Below are 16,547 nucleotides of genomic sequence, written 5' to 3' on the forward strand. Positions count from 1 at the left end.
CGGACCAGATAGTAGGATATTCGCTCATCCCCCGGCTGAGGTAAAAAAGAAGCCGGTCGGTGTACCAGCACGGTTTAGAATTTCCGGTGAACCGGCGGCCGCACATCCTCCTGCGTATAATGTTGGAACAAACCATGCTGCCCGGCGCCGTGAGCTTCAATTTCTGGCTTCTCAGCTTGCCGCAAACATTACGTCTTCACAAGCGGTTCTTAGCACTCAACCTTAACTCAGCGTATTCCATGCAAGATTCCCGACACGATGAAGAAGGCCACATCAAGAATCTGGCCGGAACCGAAGCCCTCGAAAAATTGAAAGCCCTCGCTGAAGGGATCTGTATGTTTACCACGTTCACCGACAGCCGACCGGCCCCCAGCCGGCCTATGGCCTTGCAGGGCGTGGACGACGATGGCGCGCTGTACTTTTTTAGCGCAGCTTCCTCAGACAAAAATAAAGAACTGGCTGCCGACCCGGCGGTACAGCTTTTTTTCTGCAAGGAAGGCCCTTCCGAATACCTTAGCCTATACGGCAGTGTTACCATTTCGCGAGACCGTGAGAAAATCGAAAAGTACTGGAACCCCTTCGTAAAAACTTGGTTTCAGGGTGGTAAAGACGATCCGGACCTCACTGTTATTCGCGTGCAGCCCGAAAGCATCTACTACTGGGATACTAAAAATAACCGGATGGTATCCTACCTCAAAATTGCGGCCTCCTTGGTAACAGGCAAAACAATGGATGACGGTGTGGAAGGCGAATTGAAAGTATAGCCATCACGGCGCTTGCTATCCGACGGAAACAATAAAGCCGACCGCGAATCCGCAGTCGGCTTATACAGTATTGGTTTTTAGTTTGGAAGTTACTCGTTCGGCCTAAGCTTATAAGCCTGAATAGTTTAAAAGATATATTTATTCTCCGCAATCATCGCATCGGCAATCCGTCGGCGGGTTTCTTTCAGGTTCAGCGGCTCAATTTTTGTGAACCGTTTCAGACCCATCAGCATTACACGCAGTTCATCGCCCTCGGCAAAGGACGTGATGGCTGCCCGACCAGCGTTGTTGACTTTCTCAACCGCTTCGTGCAGATACGTCAGCGCAAGATCCTTCTGTAACGCTGCGTCTCCCTGCGCATTGGCCAGTTTTTCGACCCGCAGTAAAACGGATTCGGCCACGTAAGTCTCGATTACCATATCGGCCAGATTCATCAGGATTTCCTGCTCCTCCGACAGCTTCATCATGAATTTCTGAACGGCAGCACCGGCCACCATCAGGACGGCTTTTTTGAGGTTGCGCAGCACTTTTTTCTCAGCCGCAAACATGACCTCTTCTTCCTCGGTACTAAAATCTGGAATCGACATGATTTCCTTCACCACCGCCATAGCCGGTCCCATCAGATCGAGTTCACCCTTCATGGTCCGTTTCAGGATCATATCGACCGTCAGCATCCGGTTGATTTCGTTCGTGCCCTCAAAAATCCGGTTAATCCGGGCGTCGCGGTAAGCGCGGTCCATCGGAGCGTCGGCCGAATACCCCATACCGCCGTACACCTGCACCCCTTCATCCACCACGTAATCGAGCACCTCCGACCCGTGTACTTTCATCATGGCACACTCAATGGCAAACTGTTCGAGGGCTTTCAACTTGGCGTCGGCGTCGCTCATACCGTTGGTTTTCAGGCTCTCGATCAGATCGTCGATGTTTTGTCCGGCGCGGTAGCAGGCGGTTTCGCAGGCATACACTTTCACGGCCATTTCGGCCAGTTTGTGCTTGATAGCGCCAAAACTGGAGATCAGTGTCCCGAACTGCTGGCGTTCGTTGGCGTACTGGATGGCATTGGTAATAACTTTTTTGGCCCCGCCAACAGCCGCAACGCCCAGCTTGATCCGGCCAACGTTCAGGATATTGACGGCGATTTTGAAACCATTGCCCCGCGTTGAAAGCAGGTTTTCGGCGGGTACTTGGCAGTCGTTAAAGAAAATCTGTCGGGTATCAGACCCCTTGATGCCCATCTTATGCTCGGGCTCATTCATGGTAATACCGCCGAAGTCTTTCTCCACCAGAAAGGCACTGAGGTTCTTATCCGCCTGTCCGGACCCGTCGTCAACTTTGGCAAAAACAATGAACAGATCGGCAAAACCGCCGTTTGTAATCCACATTTTCTGCCCGTTGAGGGTATAGTATTTTCCGTCTTCCGACAGTCTGGCTCTGGTTTTGCCCGAGTTGGCATCCGAGCCAGAATCCGGCTCCGTCAGGCAGTAAGCGGCTTTCCACTCGCCAGAAGCCAGTTTGGGGAGGTATTTTGCTTTTTGCTCCTCATTGCCGTAGTAGACAATCGGTAAGGTTCCGATGCCCGTATGAGCCGACAACGCTACGGAAAACGAATGACCCGCGCCGGTTACTTCGGTGACTAGCATCGATGTATTGAAGTTCATGCCAAAGCCACCGAATTCTTCGGGTACTGAGGTACCAAGCAAACCAAGTTCTCCGGCTTTATCCATCAGGGAAGCAATCAGCTCCGGCGATTTTGCGTGGTCAATTTCGTCCAGGCGGGGCCAGATTTCGCGCTCCAGGAATTCGCGGCAAGTCGCGGCAATCATCTGTTGCTCTTCCGAGAACTCTTCAGGAATAAATACCTGCGATGCGGCCGTTTCCTTAATGAGAAACTCGCCCCCTTTGATCGTTGCTTTGTGTTCCGTGGCAATCATGGTATCTAGGTCAAATTGGGTTTTTCCAGGCTGGAATTGATTCTTTCTTTGTTCAACAAATGTAAAAAATGTGTATATAGTATGCAAGCATACGAAATCAAAAAATTAAGTTAGATGGGTCTGGTTTAAGTGTAACGGCACTTATCTATCATCATTTACTCTGTGGTTTATGCCTGTCTACTTATTTTAAACTTATTGTCTACGCAGCAGACTATATAAATTAATTTTAAATTTGCTTGTACACATATATTTTAAATGTATATTCGTTTCCAATTGTATATGAACAACTTGGATCATGACCCGGAAAACCACGTTTAAACAAGCGGTGTTTACTCATTTCCAGAATCCTCTAGCAATAAATTGGACGTTTGCAGTAAGTTTATTTTTTCTCTTTTATAGTCAGGACTCACCAGGGCAAGGCGTTCCCCGGATTGAAAATCAACTCGAGTTTGCCGGGGTAACAATCTACCTGACCGATGCAACCCAGCATTTGGTACAGCAGGAGGCCGAATTGTTATACGTTAATCGGGCGCTGGTCACTTCCCGGCTGGAGCGCATCAATCTTTATCTGCCATTGATTAAGCCTTTATTGGCGCAGCATTCGTTATCCAACGATTTTGTATTCCTGGCGCTTTACGAATCCGGCTCGTCAATAACGCCGGTGCCGCTGCACTTCTGGGCCTTTAATCAACCCAATGTGGCTGGCCTCCGGGTCGATGCCCTCATTGACGAACGGCGGCATCCCGTACGGTCCACACTGGCAGCAATTAATCATTTGAAACGCCTTTATGGGCAGCAGCCAAACTGGGTGTCGGTAGTCCATCGGTACAGTCAGCTACCGGGTTCTGACACCACACGGACGTTCACAAAAGAGCCGACGGACAGTAAAACATATGCTCTGACCGATGCGCGGGACGAATTTCTGATCCGATTGCTGGCTTCAAAAATTGTTCTGGAAAGAGCCTTGTCGGTTTACCACCCCCAAAAGCAACTGATGTTGTTTCCTTACGAGGAGACAAGAGGGAAACGCTTGTCGCAGATTGCCCAGTACTGCCAGGTTGATGAAGCGAGCGTTGTAACCTACAATACGTGGCTCAAAGCTCCCCACGTGCCGGAAAATGAAGACTATACAGTTTATATTCCGGTTACGATTGAGCAATACGCCGAATTAAAACAAAAAACGGGGTTCACCGAAGACAATGCAATAGCCATCGGGAGTGTTGGCTTTCCGGTTTTGCAAAAAAAGGCAACAGCTACCGATCAGTCGGGAAGTCTGTTCTACCGAATCAACGGTAAAAAAGGAATTCAGGCCCAGCTATTTGATAACCGCATTACGCTGGCTTATCGGGGCAAACTAAAAGTCCGAAAGCTGGAACAATACAATGATCTGCACGGCAACCGCCCGATTGTAGCCGGAGAAATTTATTATCTGGAGAAAAAAAGCAAACGAGCTGCCGTACCGTTTCATGTCGTCCGGCGGGGGCAGTCACTCTGGGCCATTGCGCAGCAGTATGGCCTCCAGTTCCGGAAACTAATTGAATACAATGACATTAATCCGGAGCAGCAACCTGCTGTAGCCCGGATTTTATGGTTACAGCGTAAACGTCCGGCTACCGTGCCTGTCGAATATTACCGATCGCCCAAACAGCCTGAGCAACCTGTACCAGCCATCAATGCTGAATCTGTGCTGGCCGTTACCAACCTGGAGGGAGGTGATAAAAAGCCGATCAAGCTAAAAAATGATCTCGCCAGTGAAACAGGAAAGCCATTAATTGTTCCAAACAGATCGCCTTTGGCTTCATTGGATAGCTTGATAGCTGCACTCCATAAACCTGAGATTCCAACTTTTCGCTCGGGAGCTACCAAGATGATTTTTCCCGGCAGGCCAGCCGAACATACCGATTCGGAGAACCGACCGGCAAAGGAAGCAAAGGAATTAAGCGGTCCGCTAATTATACATACGGTTGAAAAAACGGACACCTATGCCACTGTAGCCCGGAAGTATCAGGTAACCATCCAGCAACTGTATAGCTGGAATAATTTGTCCGCAGGAAAGCCGTTGCGTGTAGGCCAGTCGCTGCTAATTGATCAGGCCCTGGCACCCGGCAGGAAAGGCACTATTCCGCTTGCTGCCAAACCAGTTGCCGTAAAACCACCAGTTGTAAAACCGGCAGGAGCCCCTTTTCTGAAACCGGCTACCGTAAAACCCCGGGCTACCCAACCGGCACCAATGCCGTCGCCCGTCGAGCCGGTCAACGAACTGATCCACGTGGTACAGGCCGGCGAGAATATGTACCGGATCGGCCTACGGTATAAAGTAAAGCCCACGCAAATTCAGCAATGGAACAATTTGCCGGATCTGACGGCAGTTGTTGGTGCCCGGCTTGTGATCCGAAAAAAATAAAGGGAACCGTTGTGGTTCCCTTCTGATTAAAGCCGTTCGAAAACTCCGGCGACGCCCTGCCCGCCACCGACGCAGGCCGTTACCATACCATACTTCTGATTCCGGCGCTCCATTTCGTTCATCAACTGCACTGATAACCGCGCTCCGGTTGAGCCCAGCGCATGGCCCAGCGCAATGGCTCCGCCGTTCGGATTTACCTTGGTGCGATCCAGCCCAAGTTCCTGAATAACCGCCAGCGATTGCGCGGCAAAGGCTTCGTTCAATTCAATCTGATCAATGTCATCCTGCTTCAAACCGGCTTTTTTCAGCGCCAGCGGAATGGCATTGACGGGCCCAATGCCCATAATGCGCGGTTCGACCCCGGCAGCCGCGTACGACATCATGCGGGCTTTCGGTTTCAGTCCCAGTTCGTTCACCAGTTTTTCGGACATAACAATAACAAAAGCCGCGCCGTCGGAGGTTTGCGAGGAGTTACCGGCCGTGACCGAGCCACCCGCGGCAAACACCGGTTTCAGCTTCGTCAATGCTTCGGCACTCGTATCGGCGCGCGGTCCTTCGTCTTTACTGACGGCCCATTCGCGGGTTTTCTTCTTGCCCGCATCGGCGTCGAAATAGGTTTCTTTTACGGTAATCGGCACAATTTCACCGTCGAATTTGCCGGCTGCCTGAGCTGCCAAGGCTTTCTGGTGCGATTCATAAGCAAACTGATCCTGCGCTTCCCGGCTAATTTTGAACTGCTCGGCCACCTGCTCGGCGGTCAGGCCCATGCCGATGTAGTAATCCGGGTTTTTCTGCGCGATTTCAAAATTCAGGGCGGTTTTCCAGCCCATCACCGGCACCAGCGACATCGACTCGGTTCCCCCGGCAATGATGCAGTCGGCCAGCCCGGCGTGGATTTTGGCCGACGCAATAGCGATGGCTTCCAGGCCCGACCCGCAATACCGGTTGATGGTCATGCCCGGCACGCTGTTCGGCAGCGACAGCAGCGCCACATACCGGGCGATCTGCATACCCTGTTCGGCTTCCGGCACGGCATTGCCGACGATCAGGTCATCCACGCGGGCGGGGTCGAAATTCGGTACCTGCGCCAGCAAATGTTTAATGACCTCTGCCGCCATATCGTCCGGGCGGGTCAGTCGGAGTCCTCCTCGGGGAGCCTTCCCGACGGCGGTTCTATATCCAGCTACGATGTATGCGTCCATGTTAAAATTGGGGTTCTTGTCAATTAAATAGAGTTAATCATAAATTTCCCGGCGGTGTCCTACGTCAATGATCAATACAACTAATATACCGTCATTGATTTCGTACACTACACGATAGTCACCCACTCGAATACGATAACCTTTCCGGCCTTTTAGTTTTTTACAACCAGAAGGCCGCGGATTATCGGCTAAAGCTTTTATTGCCTCCCTTAGCCGGATATAAACTTCATCCGGTAATTTCTCAAGAGCTTTCGTTACGCGATTACTGATTTGCAGTTGATACACGGCTTTTAGCTCTCTTTTGTTCAATCTCTTTTAAGGCGTCCTCAAACGGGCGAAAGGTTAATTTTTCGGCTTTTGCCTTATCATACATACGAACCGTATGGGCTTCATCTAGTTCATCCATCAATTTTTCATAGTCTTTGATGGATAAAATAACGCCAACTTTGTTGCCTTTATCGTCGGTGATGAATTGTGTTTTCATAGTATTGTCATTTCAATTGCCGTTCTAAACGGATTGTCATAGTAAAGCCGTTTACCCCGAAGAAGAAAGCGGCTTTCAATTGTGTTTTCTGGTTGAAAATACCATTCGATCCAGCCGGGGCGAGTATTGATGTCAACCCGAAAAGCTATGCTGTTTAATCGCGTTCCGAAGCTTTTCTTCTGGCATTTCCGACTGACATTCAGCATGGTACTGCTCAGTCTGTTCATGGGTTCCCATATAAAAAGCGGTTCGATCGAGCTTTAGATTCATTGTATAATAAGGTTATTGGTTTGGATCAATACCTTTTCTCGACAAAATAAATTACACCTACTTTATCGAATTCGTCAGTAGTCCCAGGATTTGTGTTACTTCACAAACCCCAACTTTTCTTGAACCTTCCATAAAATAGCCTCTTGTACCAACTTTAATACGTTGCTGATGAACAGTTCGTCGTAATTCTGGACTTACGATCCACATGATTGCTATTCCGTATGGATAAATAGGCTCAAGCTCCTCCAAGAGAATAACGCCATTTTTATCCAAAAACTCCGGCCAAATCATGAAAGTCTCTGTTGAAAATTCTTCATACAGAAAATTCCACCGGATGCCTTGAAAAGCCAGAGTTTGACGACCTCCTTCCTCCTCCGTGAACAAGCGGTACGTCACCTCAAAATCAGGCGGATGTCCAAGCAGTTCTTGATAAGGCTTATGCATAGCTGCTTAAACGATCGTCTAAACCTAATTTCTCGGCGGTTTACCGCCGTTCAACAATCCTTGCATCCGCTCCAGCGTTTTTCTTTCCCCAGTCAGTGACAGAAAGGCTTCGCGTTCCAGGTCTATCAGGTATTGCTCGCTCACGGTTTGCGGGGTACTCAGGTCCCCCCCACAAATGACATAGGCTAGCTTTTCAGCAATTTTCTGGTCGTGTTCGGAAATGTAGCGGCCCATACGCATGGCCGTAATACCGGCTTTGAACAAGGCAATCCCGGTTTTTCCCTGTACCTTGATATCCTTGCGCGGTTTCGGTTGCGTGTAACCATTTTCAGCTAGTTCGATGGCAACTTGTTTGGCTTCGGCCAGCAGGCGGCTGCGGTTCAGCACAATCTGGGCCGTGGGCAGCAGGTAATTCATCTCGCGGGCTTCCTGCGCCGAAGTCGACACCTTCGCCGTGGCAATGTTCATGAAAATGCTTTGCAGAATATTCAGCTCCGGGTCGCCGGTTTGGTAAAGGTCGCTAGCGCGGGCCGCCATCTCTTTCGTGCCGCCCCCCGCCGGAATCAGTCCAACGCCGACTTCGACCAGACCCATGTATAACTCCGAATGCGCCACCACCCGGTCGCAGTGCAGATTCAGTTCACAGCCGCCACCGAGCGCCAGCGAATGCGGAGCGCCCACTACCGGAATCGACGAATACCGCGCCCGCATCATGGTCTGCTGGAACTGTGCAATCATCAAGTTGATCTCGTCAAATTCCTGCTCGATGGCAAACATGAACAGCGTCGCCAAGTTGGCACCCGCCGAGAAGGCTTCCGCCGACTCGTTGCCGATCACCAGACCGCGAAACTCTTTTTCCCCGATGCTGATAGCCTTGTTGATGCCTTCGATCACCTCGGCGCCCATCGTGTTCATCTTGCTCCGGAACTCCAGGTTCAGAATACCGTCGCCCAAGTCGTACAGCACCGCACCGGCATTTTTCCAGACAATATTGTTGGAGGGACCGTCCCCCCGGAAATTTTCCAGCAGAATAAACTGCTCGGTACCCGGAATGGCCTTGTAGCTCTTCGTCGGAATGTCATAATATTTCCGAACCCCACCTTCTACTTTATAAAAACTCTCAAAACCGGCTTCCAGCATTTCGTACACCCAGGGCGCCGGTTTCTCACCCATCGACTCGATCAATTCAATCCCTTTCCGCAGTCCGATGGCATCCCAGGTTTCGAACAGGCCCAATTGCCAGCCGAAACCGGCGGTAATAGCGGCATCGATGCGGTAGAGCTCATCGGCCACTTCGGGAATCCGGTAACTGGCGTAGCGGAACTGGTCGGCGAAGGTTTTGCGGTAAAACTCTCCGGCCTGATCCTGGCCCGCCAGCAGGACCGAAAACCGTTTCTTCAGGTTATCGATGCTTTTGGTGCCTTCCAGCGTGGCAAACTTGACCTTCTGCGACGGTTTATATTCGAACGTTTTCAGATCGAGCGCCAGAATCACCGACTGGCCTTTTTCATCCTTGATTTTTTTGTAAAAACCCTGCCCGGTCTTATCGCCCAGCCACTTGTTTTCCATCAGTTTCTGCATCACCGATGGCAGCTGAAAACCGTCTTTCGACTCATCATTGGTCAGTACTTTCAACAGGTTGGTAGCCACATTGACCGTCGTATCCAGACCGACCACATCCGACAGCCGGAACGTTCCCGATTTCGGGCGACCCACCACCGGACCGGTCAGTTTATCAACTTCCTCCACCGTCAGGCCCATTTCTTCGGCCACACGGATGGTCTGAATCATGGCGTAAATACCGAGCCGGTTGGCAATGAACGCGGGCGTATCCTTGCACAAAACCGTTGTTTTTCCCAGGTACAGATCGCCGTACTTCATCAGGAAATCGACGATGGCCGGGTCGGTATCCGGACCGGGAATGATTTCGAGCAGCCGCAGGTAACGGGGCGGGTTAAAAAAGTGCGTTCCGCAGAAATTCTGCCGGAAGTCTTCGCTCCGGCCTTCGGTCAGCAGGTGCATCGGAATACCGGACGTGTTCGACGTAATCAGTGTTCCCGGCTTGCGGTATTGTTCAACCCGTTCGTACAGCGACCGTTTGATGTCCAGCCGTTCCACCACCACCTCAATCACCCAGTCGTATTTGCCAATGTCTTGCAGATTATCATCGAAGTTGCCGAGCGTAATCCGACTGGCAAATTTCGGGCTGTACAGAGCCGCCGGGCTGGCTTTCAGGAGATTCTGAAAAGCATCGTTCACAATTCGATTACGAACGGCGGGTTTGTCGAGCGTCAGTCCTTTGGCTTCTTCGGCGGGTGTCAGTGCGTTCGGAACAATATCGAGCAGCAAAACGTCGACGCCGATGTTGGCAAAATGGGCGGCAATGCGTGAGCCCATAATCCCGGAGCCTAAAACGGCGACCCGTCGAATGCTACGGTTTCTGGTGGCCGAAGACCGGCCTTCTGCGTATGGTTTTGAAAGGGTTGTTTGCATGGCGTTTGGGAACGTCTGTACAGGGGTTACTTTATCAATAATTCGTCGATAGCATTGGCTTTCAGTTTGGCGTTTTCGTCTTCTACCAGCCGATTGATTTCTTTCATGACTTCGAAGAAGATGACCAGTTTATCGAGTGGAATATTTTCCCGAATCACGTTATTGAACTGAATAACGCCTTCACGGGCCAGTTCGCGCTTTTCTTTGCCGGCATCCGTTAAAAAAATCCGGACAAACCGTTTGTCGTTTTCGTCCACAACCCGCCGAATCCAGCCGCGCTCTTCCAGGCTTTTCAGCATCCGAACCAGACTACGGGGTTCCATGCCCAGCAAGGGGCCAATTTTAGTAGCCGGGGTTCCCTGCTCGAGGTCGATATTCAACAGCACATAACCAATTGCCATCGTCATATCGTAACGGGCCGCGTAGGCGTTGTACATGCGCGAAATAGCGTGCCAACCCGTTTTAATGTGAAAGTCGACGGTTTTCTCCTTCTTCATTGCCGTATAAGTCCTTCTAAAAGAGTAAGGACTGTAAAGCTACAATTTTTAATAGGTATTATGCAAGCATACTGTTGAAGAAATGGGCGAAAAATTGCGATAAAATAAGCAGATATGGGACAATTTAAAGAGCCCTCCTTTATTCTTCCATCATTGCAATAGCCCCCTTCGCACCAACGGCCCAGCACCGACCGCTCTCGCAGGAAATAGCGTGAAAAGCGGAGTCGTCAATTTTCGTCCAGGTTTTGCCAAAATCGTCGGTATAACCGGTTCCGGATGGGCCTACGACAATAAGCCGTTTGCTGGTCAGCCGTCCGACGCCTTCTTTCAGACCGGGCGGGTTGGTTGGCGTTCCGGCTGTCCAGGTCTTGCCTGCGTCGGTTGTTACGGCAACATTCGCCCAGTCTGCTTTTTCGTTTTTATAGTCTCCACCGACAGCCATGCCCTTTTCGCCCGTGGCATCGAACCACAGCCCGAAAATTCCGGCAGTAGGACCGGCTGGAATGGTCGTTTCGGTTACCTGCCAGTTGCCGTCAATCGACGGAGTCGAATAAATCCGCCCCTTGCCTGTTCCGCCCGAAGCAATCCAGGCCCGCTGGTAATTATGGGTCCGCCACTTATACCCCCGCGTAATCAGGCTTGTTCCGCTGGCGGCAAAAGCGGCTTCACCCGGTTGCAGGGGCGGAAGTCGGTCCGGCGAAACCCGTTTCCAGGTTTTGCCGCCATTTGTGGTGGTCATGACATACCAGGTTCCCCCAACCGGATCGCTGAACACCATGCCTTCCCAGCGATTCCAGAAATCCATCGAATCGAAAAACACCCCGTTCTGGCCGGTTTGGTAGATCAGTTTCCAGGTTTTGCCGCCGTTGCTGGTCCGGTAAAGCCGGGCCTGTCCTTTTTCAGCGGGTCCGGCTGCCATCAGGATCGCTTCGGTTGCACTGAACGCCTGAACATCGCGGAAATCACAGGTTTCGGCGCCTGGTACGGTTCCGGCCTGCCAGGTTTTACCGCCATCGGTCGTGCGGACAAACGTGCCTTTGCTTCCCCCGACCCAGACCACCTTCCGGCTAACCGCGCTGACGGCCCGAAAATTAGCGTCGGTACCGCTGGTCTGGGGTTGCCACTGAGCAAATAAAACGGACGGAAACAGAAGAAGCCAAAGCAGTTTCATACGGTAAAAGAGCGGTTTTAACTCGATAAAATAGCAATACAGAACGGTTTCGCAACCTGAACCGATTGATGTAATCTACTTTTGTCAACGGCATTTTCGTAAACGGTTACCCAGTTTCGTACCGTTTCACGTATGTTTATCCGGATTGTAACAACAACTAATTGAATCACCCATGAAAAAGATCTTCACCCTTATCCTTGCGCTCGGCTGGAGTGTATTGACGTACGCCCAAACGCCGGAAAATACGGTTTCTGCCAAAATTAACGGGAAAGAATGGCAGGCCAAAGCCCAACGCTTAAATCTGCCGTTTACGGGTGTCAAGTACCTGGCCATTGCCGGTATGAACGTAAATCCGGATGTGCAAACCTGGATTCGCTTTGTCTATGTGGATCAGCTGAAACCCGGCACGTATGAAGTCATTGCGGAAAACGACCGCGAAATGGATAAAAAGGCAAAAGCAGCCAACGGCAACGTGATGTGGGCGTTTGTAGATTATACGGAAGAATCAAAAGGACTGGGCCATGCGTTCCGCGATGGCGAATCGTGGAAAGGGACGGTAACCATCACCAGCGTAACGGATAACAGCATTGAAGGCACGTTTGAGGCCACGCTGAAAGAAGTGAATTATAAAAAACGGGCGCTGGCGACGGTTTCCGGCTTCGGACTGCGGCAGAACCTGGAAGATAAAGCCATAACGGCGGCTGGTGGCGGTATGCTGACCAAGTCCGGACCGCATGACCACGATAACACCAAACGCTCCGAAGGCACTGGCGAAATCACCATCACCGACGGTAAATTTAAGGTGAGCTGGGGTAAAGAAACCGCCAAGAAAGATAAGTAACGTTCGTCTGTCTGATAAAAGCCCCCAGATCGCTGATCGGGGGCTTTTTGTTTTGAGGGCACTGAAACCGGCAAAAAGAGCCGCTAACGCATCTGGCCAGACAAGCAACCGCGTCCCAAAACCATACAAAATTTTGGCTTTACCGCTAATACTGACTATATTTAGGGCGAAATCTTGGAATTCCGAATAGTAATACCTAACCCTCCATTTCTGATTTCTGATATGAGTACTTCCCGTCGAGACGTTCTGAAAATGACTGGTATGGCGTTGGCCAGCAGCATTTTGCCCTCTGTAACGATTTTACATCCGCAGCGTTCCTTCGCCGGAATCAACAGCGATACCCTTAAGGTGGGGCTGGTCGGTTGTGGTGGCCGGGGTTCGGGTGCGGCTGCTCAGGCATTAAAAGCCGATCCAAATGTCGTTTTACACGCCGTTGGCGATATCTTTAAAGACAAGCTTGAGGACTCGTTAACCAATTTAAAGAAAATTCACGGCGACAAGGTCAAGGTTGACGAAGAGCATAAATTCATTGGTTTTGACGCCTACAAAAAAGTGCTGGATTCGGGCGTAGACGTTGTCATTCTGGCCACGCCACCCCATTTTCGGCCCGAGCACCTGATGGCGACCGTTCAGGCAGGCAAGCACGTTTTCTGCGAAAAACCGATGGCTGTTGATGCGCCCGGTGTACGCAAGGTGCTGGAAGCAGCCAAAATTGCCAAGGAAAAGAAAATTTCGCTGCTGTCGGGCTTCTGCTGGCGGTTTCATGAGCCAAAGCGGGCCATCTTTAATAAAATTCAGGATGGCGCAATTGGGGATGTCCTTACCGTCTACAATACCTATAACACCGGCACGGTCTGGTCGCACCCCCGCAAACCGGAATGGAGCGATGCGGAATATGTATTCCGGAACTGGTATTACTACACCTGGCTGTCGGGCGACCACCTGGTGGAGCAGGCCATTCACAGCGTCGATATGATGGCGTGGGCCTTTGGTGATAAACAGCCCCTCTCCGCATCCGGAACCGGTGGCCGGCAGGTTCGTACCGAGCCGAAGTACGGGAATATTTACGACCACTTTGCCATTACCTACGAATACGAAGATGGTGCCAAAGGGTTCCACTTCAGCCGTCAGCAGGTCAACTGCGAGGGCAGCTATATGTGCGAAGCCCTGGGCAGCAAAGGCCGGGCTGTGGCCAACGTATCCCGGAACATTCACGAAATCACCGGGCGTAAAAAATGGAAATACTCGGGAGCGGCCAACGACATGTATCAAACCGAACATGACGAATTATTTGCCGCCATTCGGAAGGGAGAGCCGATTAACCAGGGTGAATACATGGCCAAAAGTACACTGTTAGGAATTATGGGACGAATGGCTGCTTATACCGGAAGACGAATCACGTGGGACGAGGCCATGAACTCCACCGAGAAATTAGGACCCGACACGTATAGTTTTGAAATGACGCCCCCCATCGTGGAAGTCGCCAGACCCGGTATTACTACTTTCTCCTAAAACCCATGCAACGTAGAGAATTTCTGAAAAACGGCTCGCTGGCCGCTATGGGCGGCTTTGCGGCTGTTGAATCACTGCCGAACCTTACCAAACCGTTTGTAAATCCGCCCGTTAAACCCGCCATTGCCCAGCCTATGGTCAAAAAAAGCCTGAAATGGGGTATGGTGAAGGAGGATTTGTCGATACTTGATAAATTCAAGCTCTTGAAGGACCTGGGTTATGATGGGGTAGAACTGGATACGCCCAACGACCTCGACATGAAAGAGGTTCTGAACGCCCGCGACAAAACCGGTCTGGAATTGCCGGGTACGGTCAATTCGTTCCACTGGAAATCCCCGTTGTCGGACCCCGATCCGAAGGTGCGGGCGGCTACCGTGGACGCGATGAAAAAATCGTTGCAGGATACCAAACAGTACGGCGGCACGACGGTCTTGCTGGTTCCGGGCGTAGTAAAAGCCGATGTGAGTTACGAAGATGCTTACAAACGGTGCCGGGACGAAATCCGGAAACTGCTGCCAGTAGCCGAAAAAACCGGGGTAAAAATTGCGTTTGAAAACGTCTGGAACAGCTTTTTGATTAGTCCGCTGGAGGCCGCACGGTTTGTCGATGAGTTCAAGCACCCGATGGTGGGCTGGTATTTTGACGTAGGGAACATCCTGCGGTATGGCTGGCCCGCCCACTGGATTGAAACCCTCGGCAAGCGGATTCTGAAACTGGACCTTAAGGAGTTCAGCCTTAAGAAACAGCAGGAGGAGGGACTCTGGAAAGGATTTAATGTCGAATTTCTGGAGGGAGATTGCAACTGGCCGGAGGTCAACAATGCACTTCGGAAAATTGGTTATTCCGGCTGGGCGTCAGCCGAGGTAAATGGCGGAGACCGGACCCGGTTACTGACCATTCGGGAAAAAATGGATGCCATCTTTAAAGCCTGATCTTCGGATTAAATTTATATTAAATCATTAAAAGTAGGATTATACGTAGCCTATTAGGGCGATCGGTATAAACTAAAAGAATCCGGAATTCGTTAATTATAGGAATTACAAACCTATAATTAACGACTTTCTGTGAACATACGGTATTTTGCCTGGATAGTGGCGGTAGGAGTTATTTTTGGAATGACAGGCTGCACCAAAGACCCGTCTATTACGCCCGACGCGCCTGTTACGAGTACCCCTTCGAAGACCGATCAATCGCAATCGGTCAATAATTGGATTCTGGAAAACATGCGGGATGTGTATTATTGGGCGGATCAGATTCCGGCCAATCCGGATACCACGCTGGCCCCCGCACCCTTTTTCTACTCGCTTCTGTACGATTACAACAAGGAAGCGAACCCCGAACGCGACCGTTTTTCGTGGATTCAGGAAAACGTGGACGAACTGAAATCATCGTTAAGCGGAGAAGAGAAAACCACGGGACTGGAAGTTAAATACTACCTCCGGGCACAGGGTTCGACGGATGTGATCATGCAGGTGTTGTACGTGCTGCCCGGCTCTCCGGCAGCCCAGGCCGGTTTGAAGCGGGGCGACATCATTACCTCCGTTAACGGTCAGAAATTAACCACCAGCAACTACGCGTCACTGGCCACCACGCCAACGACATTCAGGTATGGTCTAGGAGAAGTGGAAAACGGCAAAATTGTGGATACCCAGCTTGTGAAAACGGCTATAGCCGCCGTCTTTCAGCAAAACCCGGTGTTGCTGGATTCGGTTTACACCATCGGTAGCAAAAAGATCGGGTATCTGGTCTATAACCAGTTTATTCCCGGCCCGAACGGTAGTAAAACCCCCATTTACGACCAGAAGCTGGAGCAGATTTTCAGTAAGTTCAAAGCGCAGGGTGTCAACGAGTTGGTGCTCGACTTGCGGTATAACCCGGGCGGTTACGTGTCCTCATCGGTCAAGCTGGCAAGTATGATTGGTAAAGGCATTGACAATACCAAAACGTACTACCGGATGGAATACAACAAGAACATCATGGATGAAATCAAGCGGGCGGGCCAAACCGGTGAACTGGTAACTCATTTTGAAAGCAAACCCCAAAATATTGGCAATAATCTGTCGCGGGTTTACGTCCTGACTTCGGGCGGAACGGCCTCGGCCAGCGAGCTGATTATTAACGGGTTGAAACCGTTTATGCCGGTCATTACCATTGGCGAAACCACGTACGGTAAAAACGTAGGGTCGATCACGATTGAAGATGAAACGGGCAAAATCAAATGGGGTATGCAGCCCATCGTTTTCAAGTCGTTCAACGCGCTCAACCAGTCGGATTATTCAACGGGATTTGTTCCGACCATTGAAAAAAGCGAACCGCTGCAAGTCAAATCGCTGGGTGATCTAGAAGAAACCTATCTGGCTACGGCTGTGGCCCAGATTACGGGCAGCGGAACCGCACGGCTTTCGGCTGAGCGCGGACCGAAATTGCCGACAATCGGCTCATCCGTACAACGCCGGGCCGGTGGCAGCAATATGTTCATTGAGCGGAGTAAGATTACTTTATACTAACCAGACTGCTCATTCAAAAACAAA

At 50.9% G+C, this 16,547-nt stretch carries 14 protein-coding genes; 6 read left to right on the plus strand and 8 right to left on the minus strand.

Annotated elements, in window-relative coordinates; all coding sequences use genetic code 11:
• Window positions 1-239: 239 nt before the first annotated feature.
• Window positions 240-764: a pyridoxamine 5'-phosphate oxidase family protein gene (locus LX87_RS15550; RefSeq protein WP_111629228.1), complete on the plus strand. Its 525-nt coding sequence runs from the start codon at window positions 240-242 to the stop codon at window positions 762-764.
• Window positions 765-889: 125 nt separating this feature from the next.
• Here the strand turns inward: LX87_RS15550 and LX87_RS15555 are convergent, their stop codons facing one another.
• Window positions 890-2,698 (minus strand): acyl-CoA dehydrogenase FadE, encoded by a 1,809-nt coding sequence (locus tag LX87_RS15555; RefSeq protein ID WP_111629134.1) that lies wholly within the window; start codon window positions 2,696-2,698, stop codon window positions 890-892.
• A gap of 295 nt (window positions 2,699-2,993) precedes the next feature.
• Here LX87_RS15555 and LX87_RS15560 point away from each other — a divergent pair, with 295 nt between their 5' ends.
• Window positions 2,994-5,102: a LysM peptidoglycan-binding domain-containing protein gene (locus LX87_RS15560; protein WP_111629135.1), complete on the plus strand. Its 2,109-nt coding sequence runs from the start codon at window positions 2,994-2,996 to the stop codon at window positions 5,100-5,102.
• 26 nt (window positions 5,103-5,128) lie between these two features.
• Here LX87_RS15560 and LX87_RS15565 read toward each other — a convergent pair whose 3' ends face one another.
• From LX87_RS15565 to LX87_RS15595, 7 genes are all read right to left on the minus strand, one after another.
• Window positions 5,129-6,304: an acetyl-CoA C-acyltransferase gene (locus LX87_RS15565; RefSeq protein WP_111629136.1), complete on the minus strand. Its 1,176-nt coding sequence runs from the start codon at window positions 6,302-6,304 to the stop codon at window positions 5,129-5,131.
• Window positions 6,305-6,337: 33 nt separating this feature from the next.
• The gene (locus LX87_RS15570; protein WP_111629137.1) at window positions 6,338-6,589 is read right to left on the minus strand and encodes a type II toxin-antitoxin system RelE family toxin; all 252 of its coding nucleotides are present in this window, start codon (window positions 6,587-6,589) and stop codon (window positions 6,338-6,340) included.
• Window positions 6,567-6,788, minus strand: coding sequence for a hypothetical protein (locus LX87_RS15575; protein WP_111629138.1), 222 nt, complete (start codon window positions 6,786-6,788; stop codon window positions 6,567-6,569). The genes LX87_RS15570 and LX87_RS15575 overlap by 23 nt, the downstream gene beginning before the upstream one ends.
• A gap of 327 nt (window positions 6,789-7,115) precedes the next feature.
• Window positions 7,116-7,502, minus strand: a complete 387-nt coding sequence (locus tag LX87_RS15580) for a hypothetical protein (protein ID WP_111629139.1) — start codon at window positions 7,500-7,502, stop codon at window positions 7,116-7,118.
• 24 nt (window positions 7,503-7,526) lie between these two features.
• The gene (locus LX87_RS15585; protein ID WP_111629140.1) at window positions 7,527-9,995 is read right to left on the minus strand and encodes a 3-hydroxyacyl-CoA dehydrogenase/enoyl-CoA hydratase family protein; all 2,469 of its coding nucleotides are present in this window, start codon (window positions 9,993-9,995) and stop codon (window positions 7,527-7,529) included.
• A 26-nt stretch (window positions 9,996-10,021) separates the two neighbouring features.
• The gene (locus LX87_RS15590; RefSeq protein ID WP_111629141.1) at window positions 10,022-10,492 is read right to left on the minus strand and encodes a MarR family winged helix-turn-helix transcriptional regulator; all 471 of its coding nucleotides are present in this window, start codon (window positions 10,490-10,492) and stop codon (window positions 10,022-10,024) included.
• A gap of 139 nt (window positions 10,493-10,631) precedes the next feature.
• A complete protein-coding gene (locus LX87_RS15595) occupies window positions 10,632-11,663 on the minus strand; it encodes a WD40/YVTN/BNR-like repeat-containing protein (protein ID WP_111629142.1) in 1,032 nt (343 codons plus the stop codon).
• Between the two features lie 172 nt (window positions 11,664-11,835).
• On the opposite strand from LX87_RS15595, the gene LX87_RS15600 reads away from it, so the two are divergent.
• The 4 genes from LX87_RS15600 to LX87_RS15615 all read left to right on the plus strand — a co-directional run bounded on the left by LX87_RS15600 (window position 11,836) and on the right by LX87_RS15615 (window position 16,523).
• Window positions 11,836-12,504 carry a hypothetical protein gene (locus LX87_RS15600; protein ID WP_111629143.1) on the plus strand — a complete coding sequence of 223 codons (669 nt, stop codon included), beginning with the start codon at window positions 11,836-11,838 and terminating at the stop codon, window positions 12,502-12,504.
• Window positions 12,505-12,726: 222 nt separating this feature from the next.
• Complete coding sequence (locus tag LX87_RS15605) at window positions 12,727-14,016, plus strand: Gfo/Idh/MocA family protein (protein WP_229310675.1); 1,290 nt, start codon at window positions 12,727-12,729, stop codon at window positions 14,014-14,016.
• Window positions 14,017-14,021: 5 nt separating this feature from the next.
• Window positions 14,022-14,948: a sugar phosphate isomerase/epimerase family protein gene (locus LX87_RS15610; protein ID WP_111629144.1), complete on the plus strand. Its 927-nt coding sequence runs from the start codon at window positions 14,022-14,024 to the stop codon at window positions 14,946-14,948.
• A gap of 132 nt (window positions 14,949-15,080) precedes the next feature.
• Complete coding sequence (locus tag LX87_RS15615; protein WP_229310676.1) at window positions 15,081-16,523, plus strand: S41 family peptidase; 1,443 nt, start codon at window positions 15,081-15,083, stop codon at window positions 16,521-16,523.
• Window positions 16,524-16,547: the final 24 nt, after the last annotated feature.

Source organism: Larkinella arboricola (genome assembly GCF_003259745.1).
Classification (GTDB): domain Bacteria; phylum Bacteroidota; class Bacteroidia; order Cytophagales; family Spirosomataceae; genus Larkinella; species Larkinella arboricola.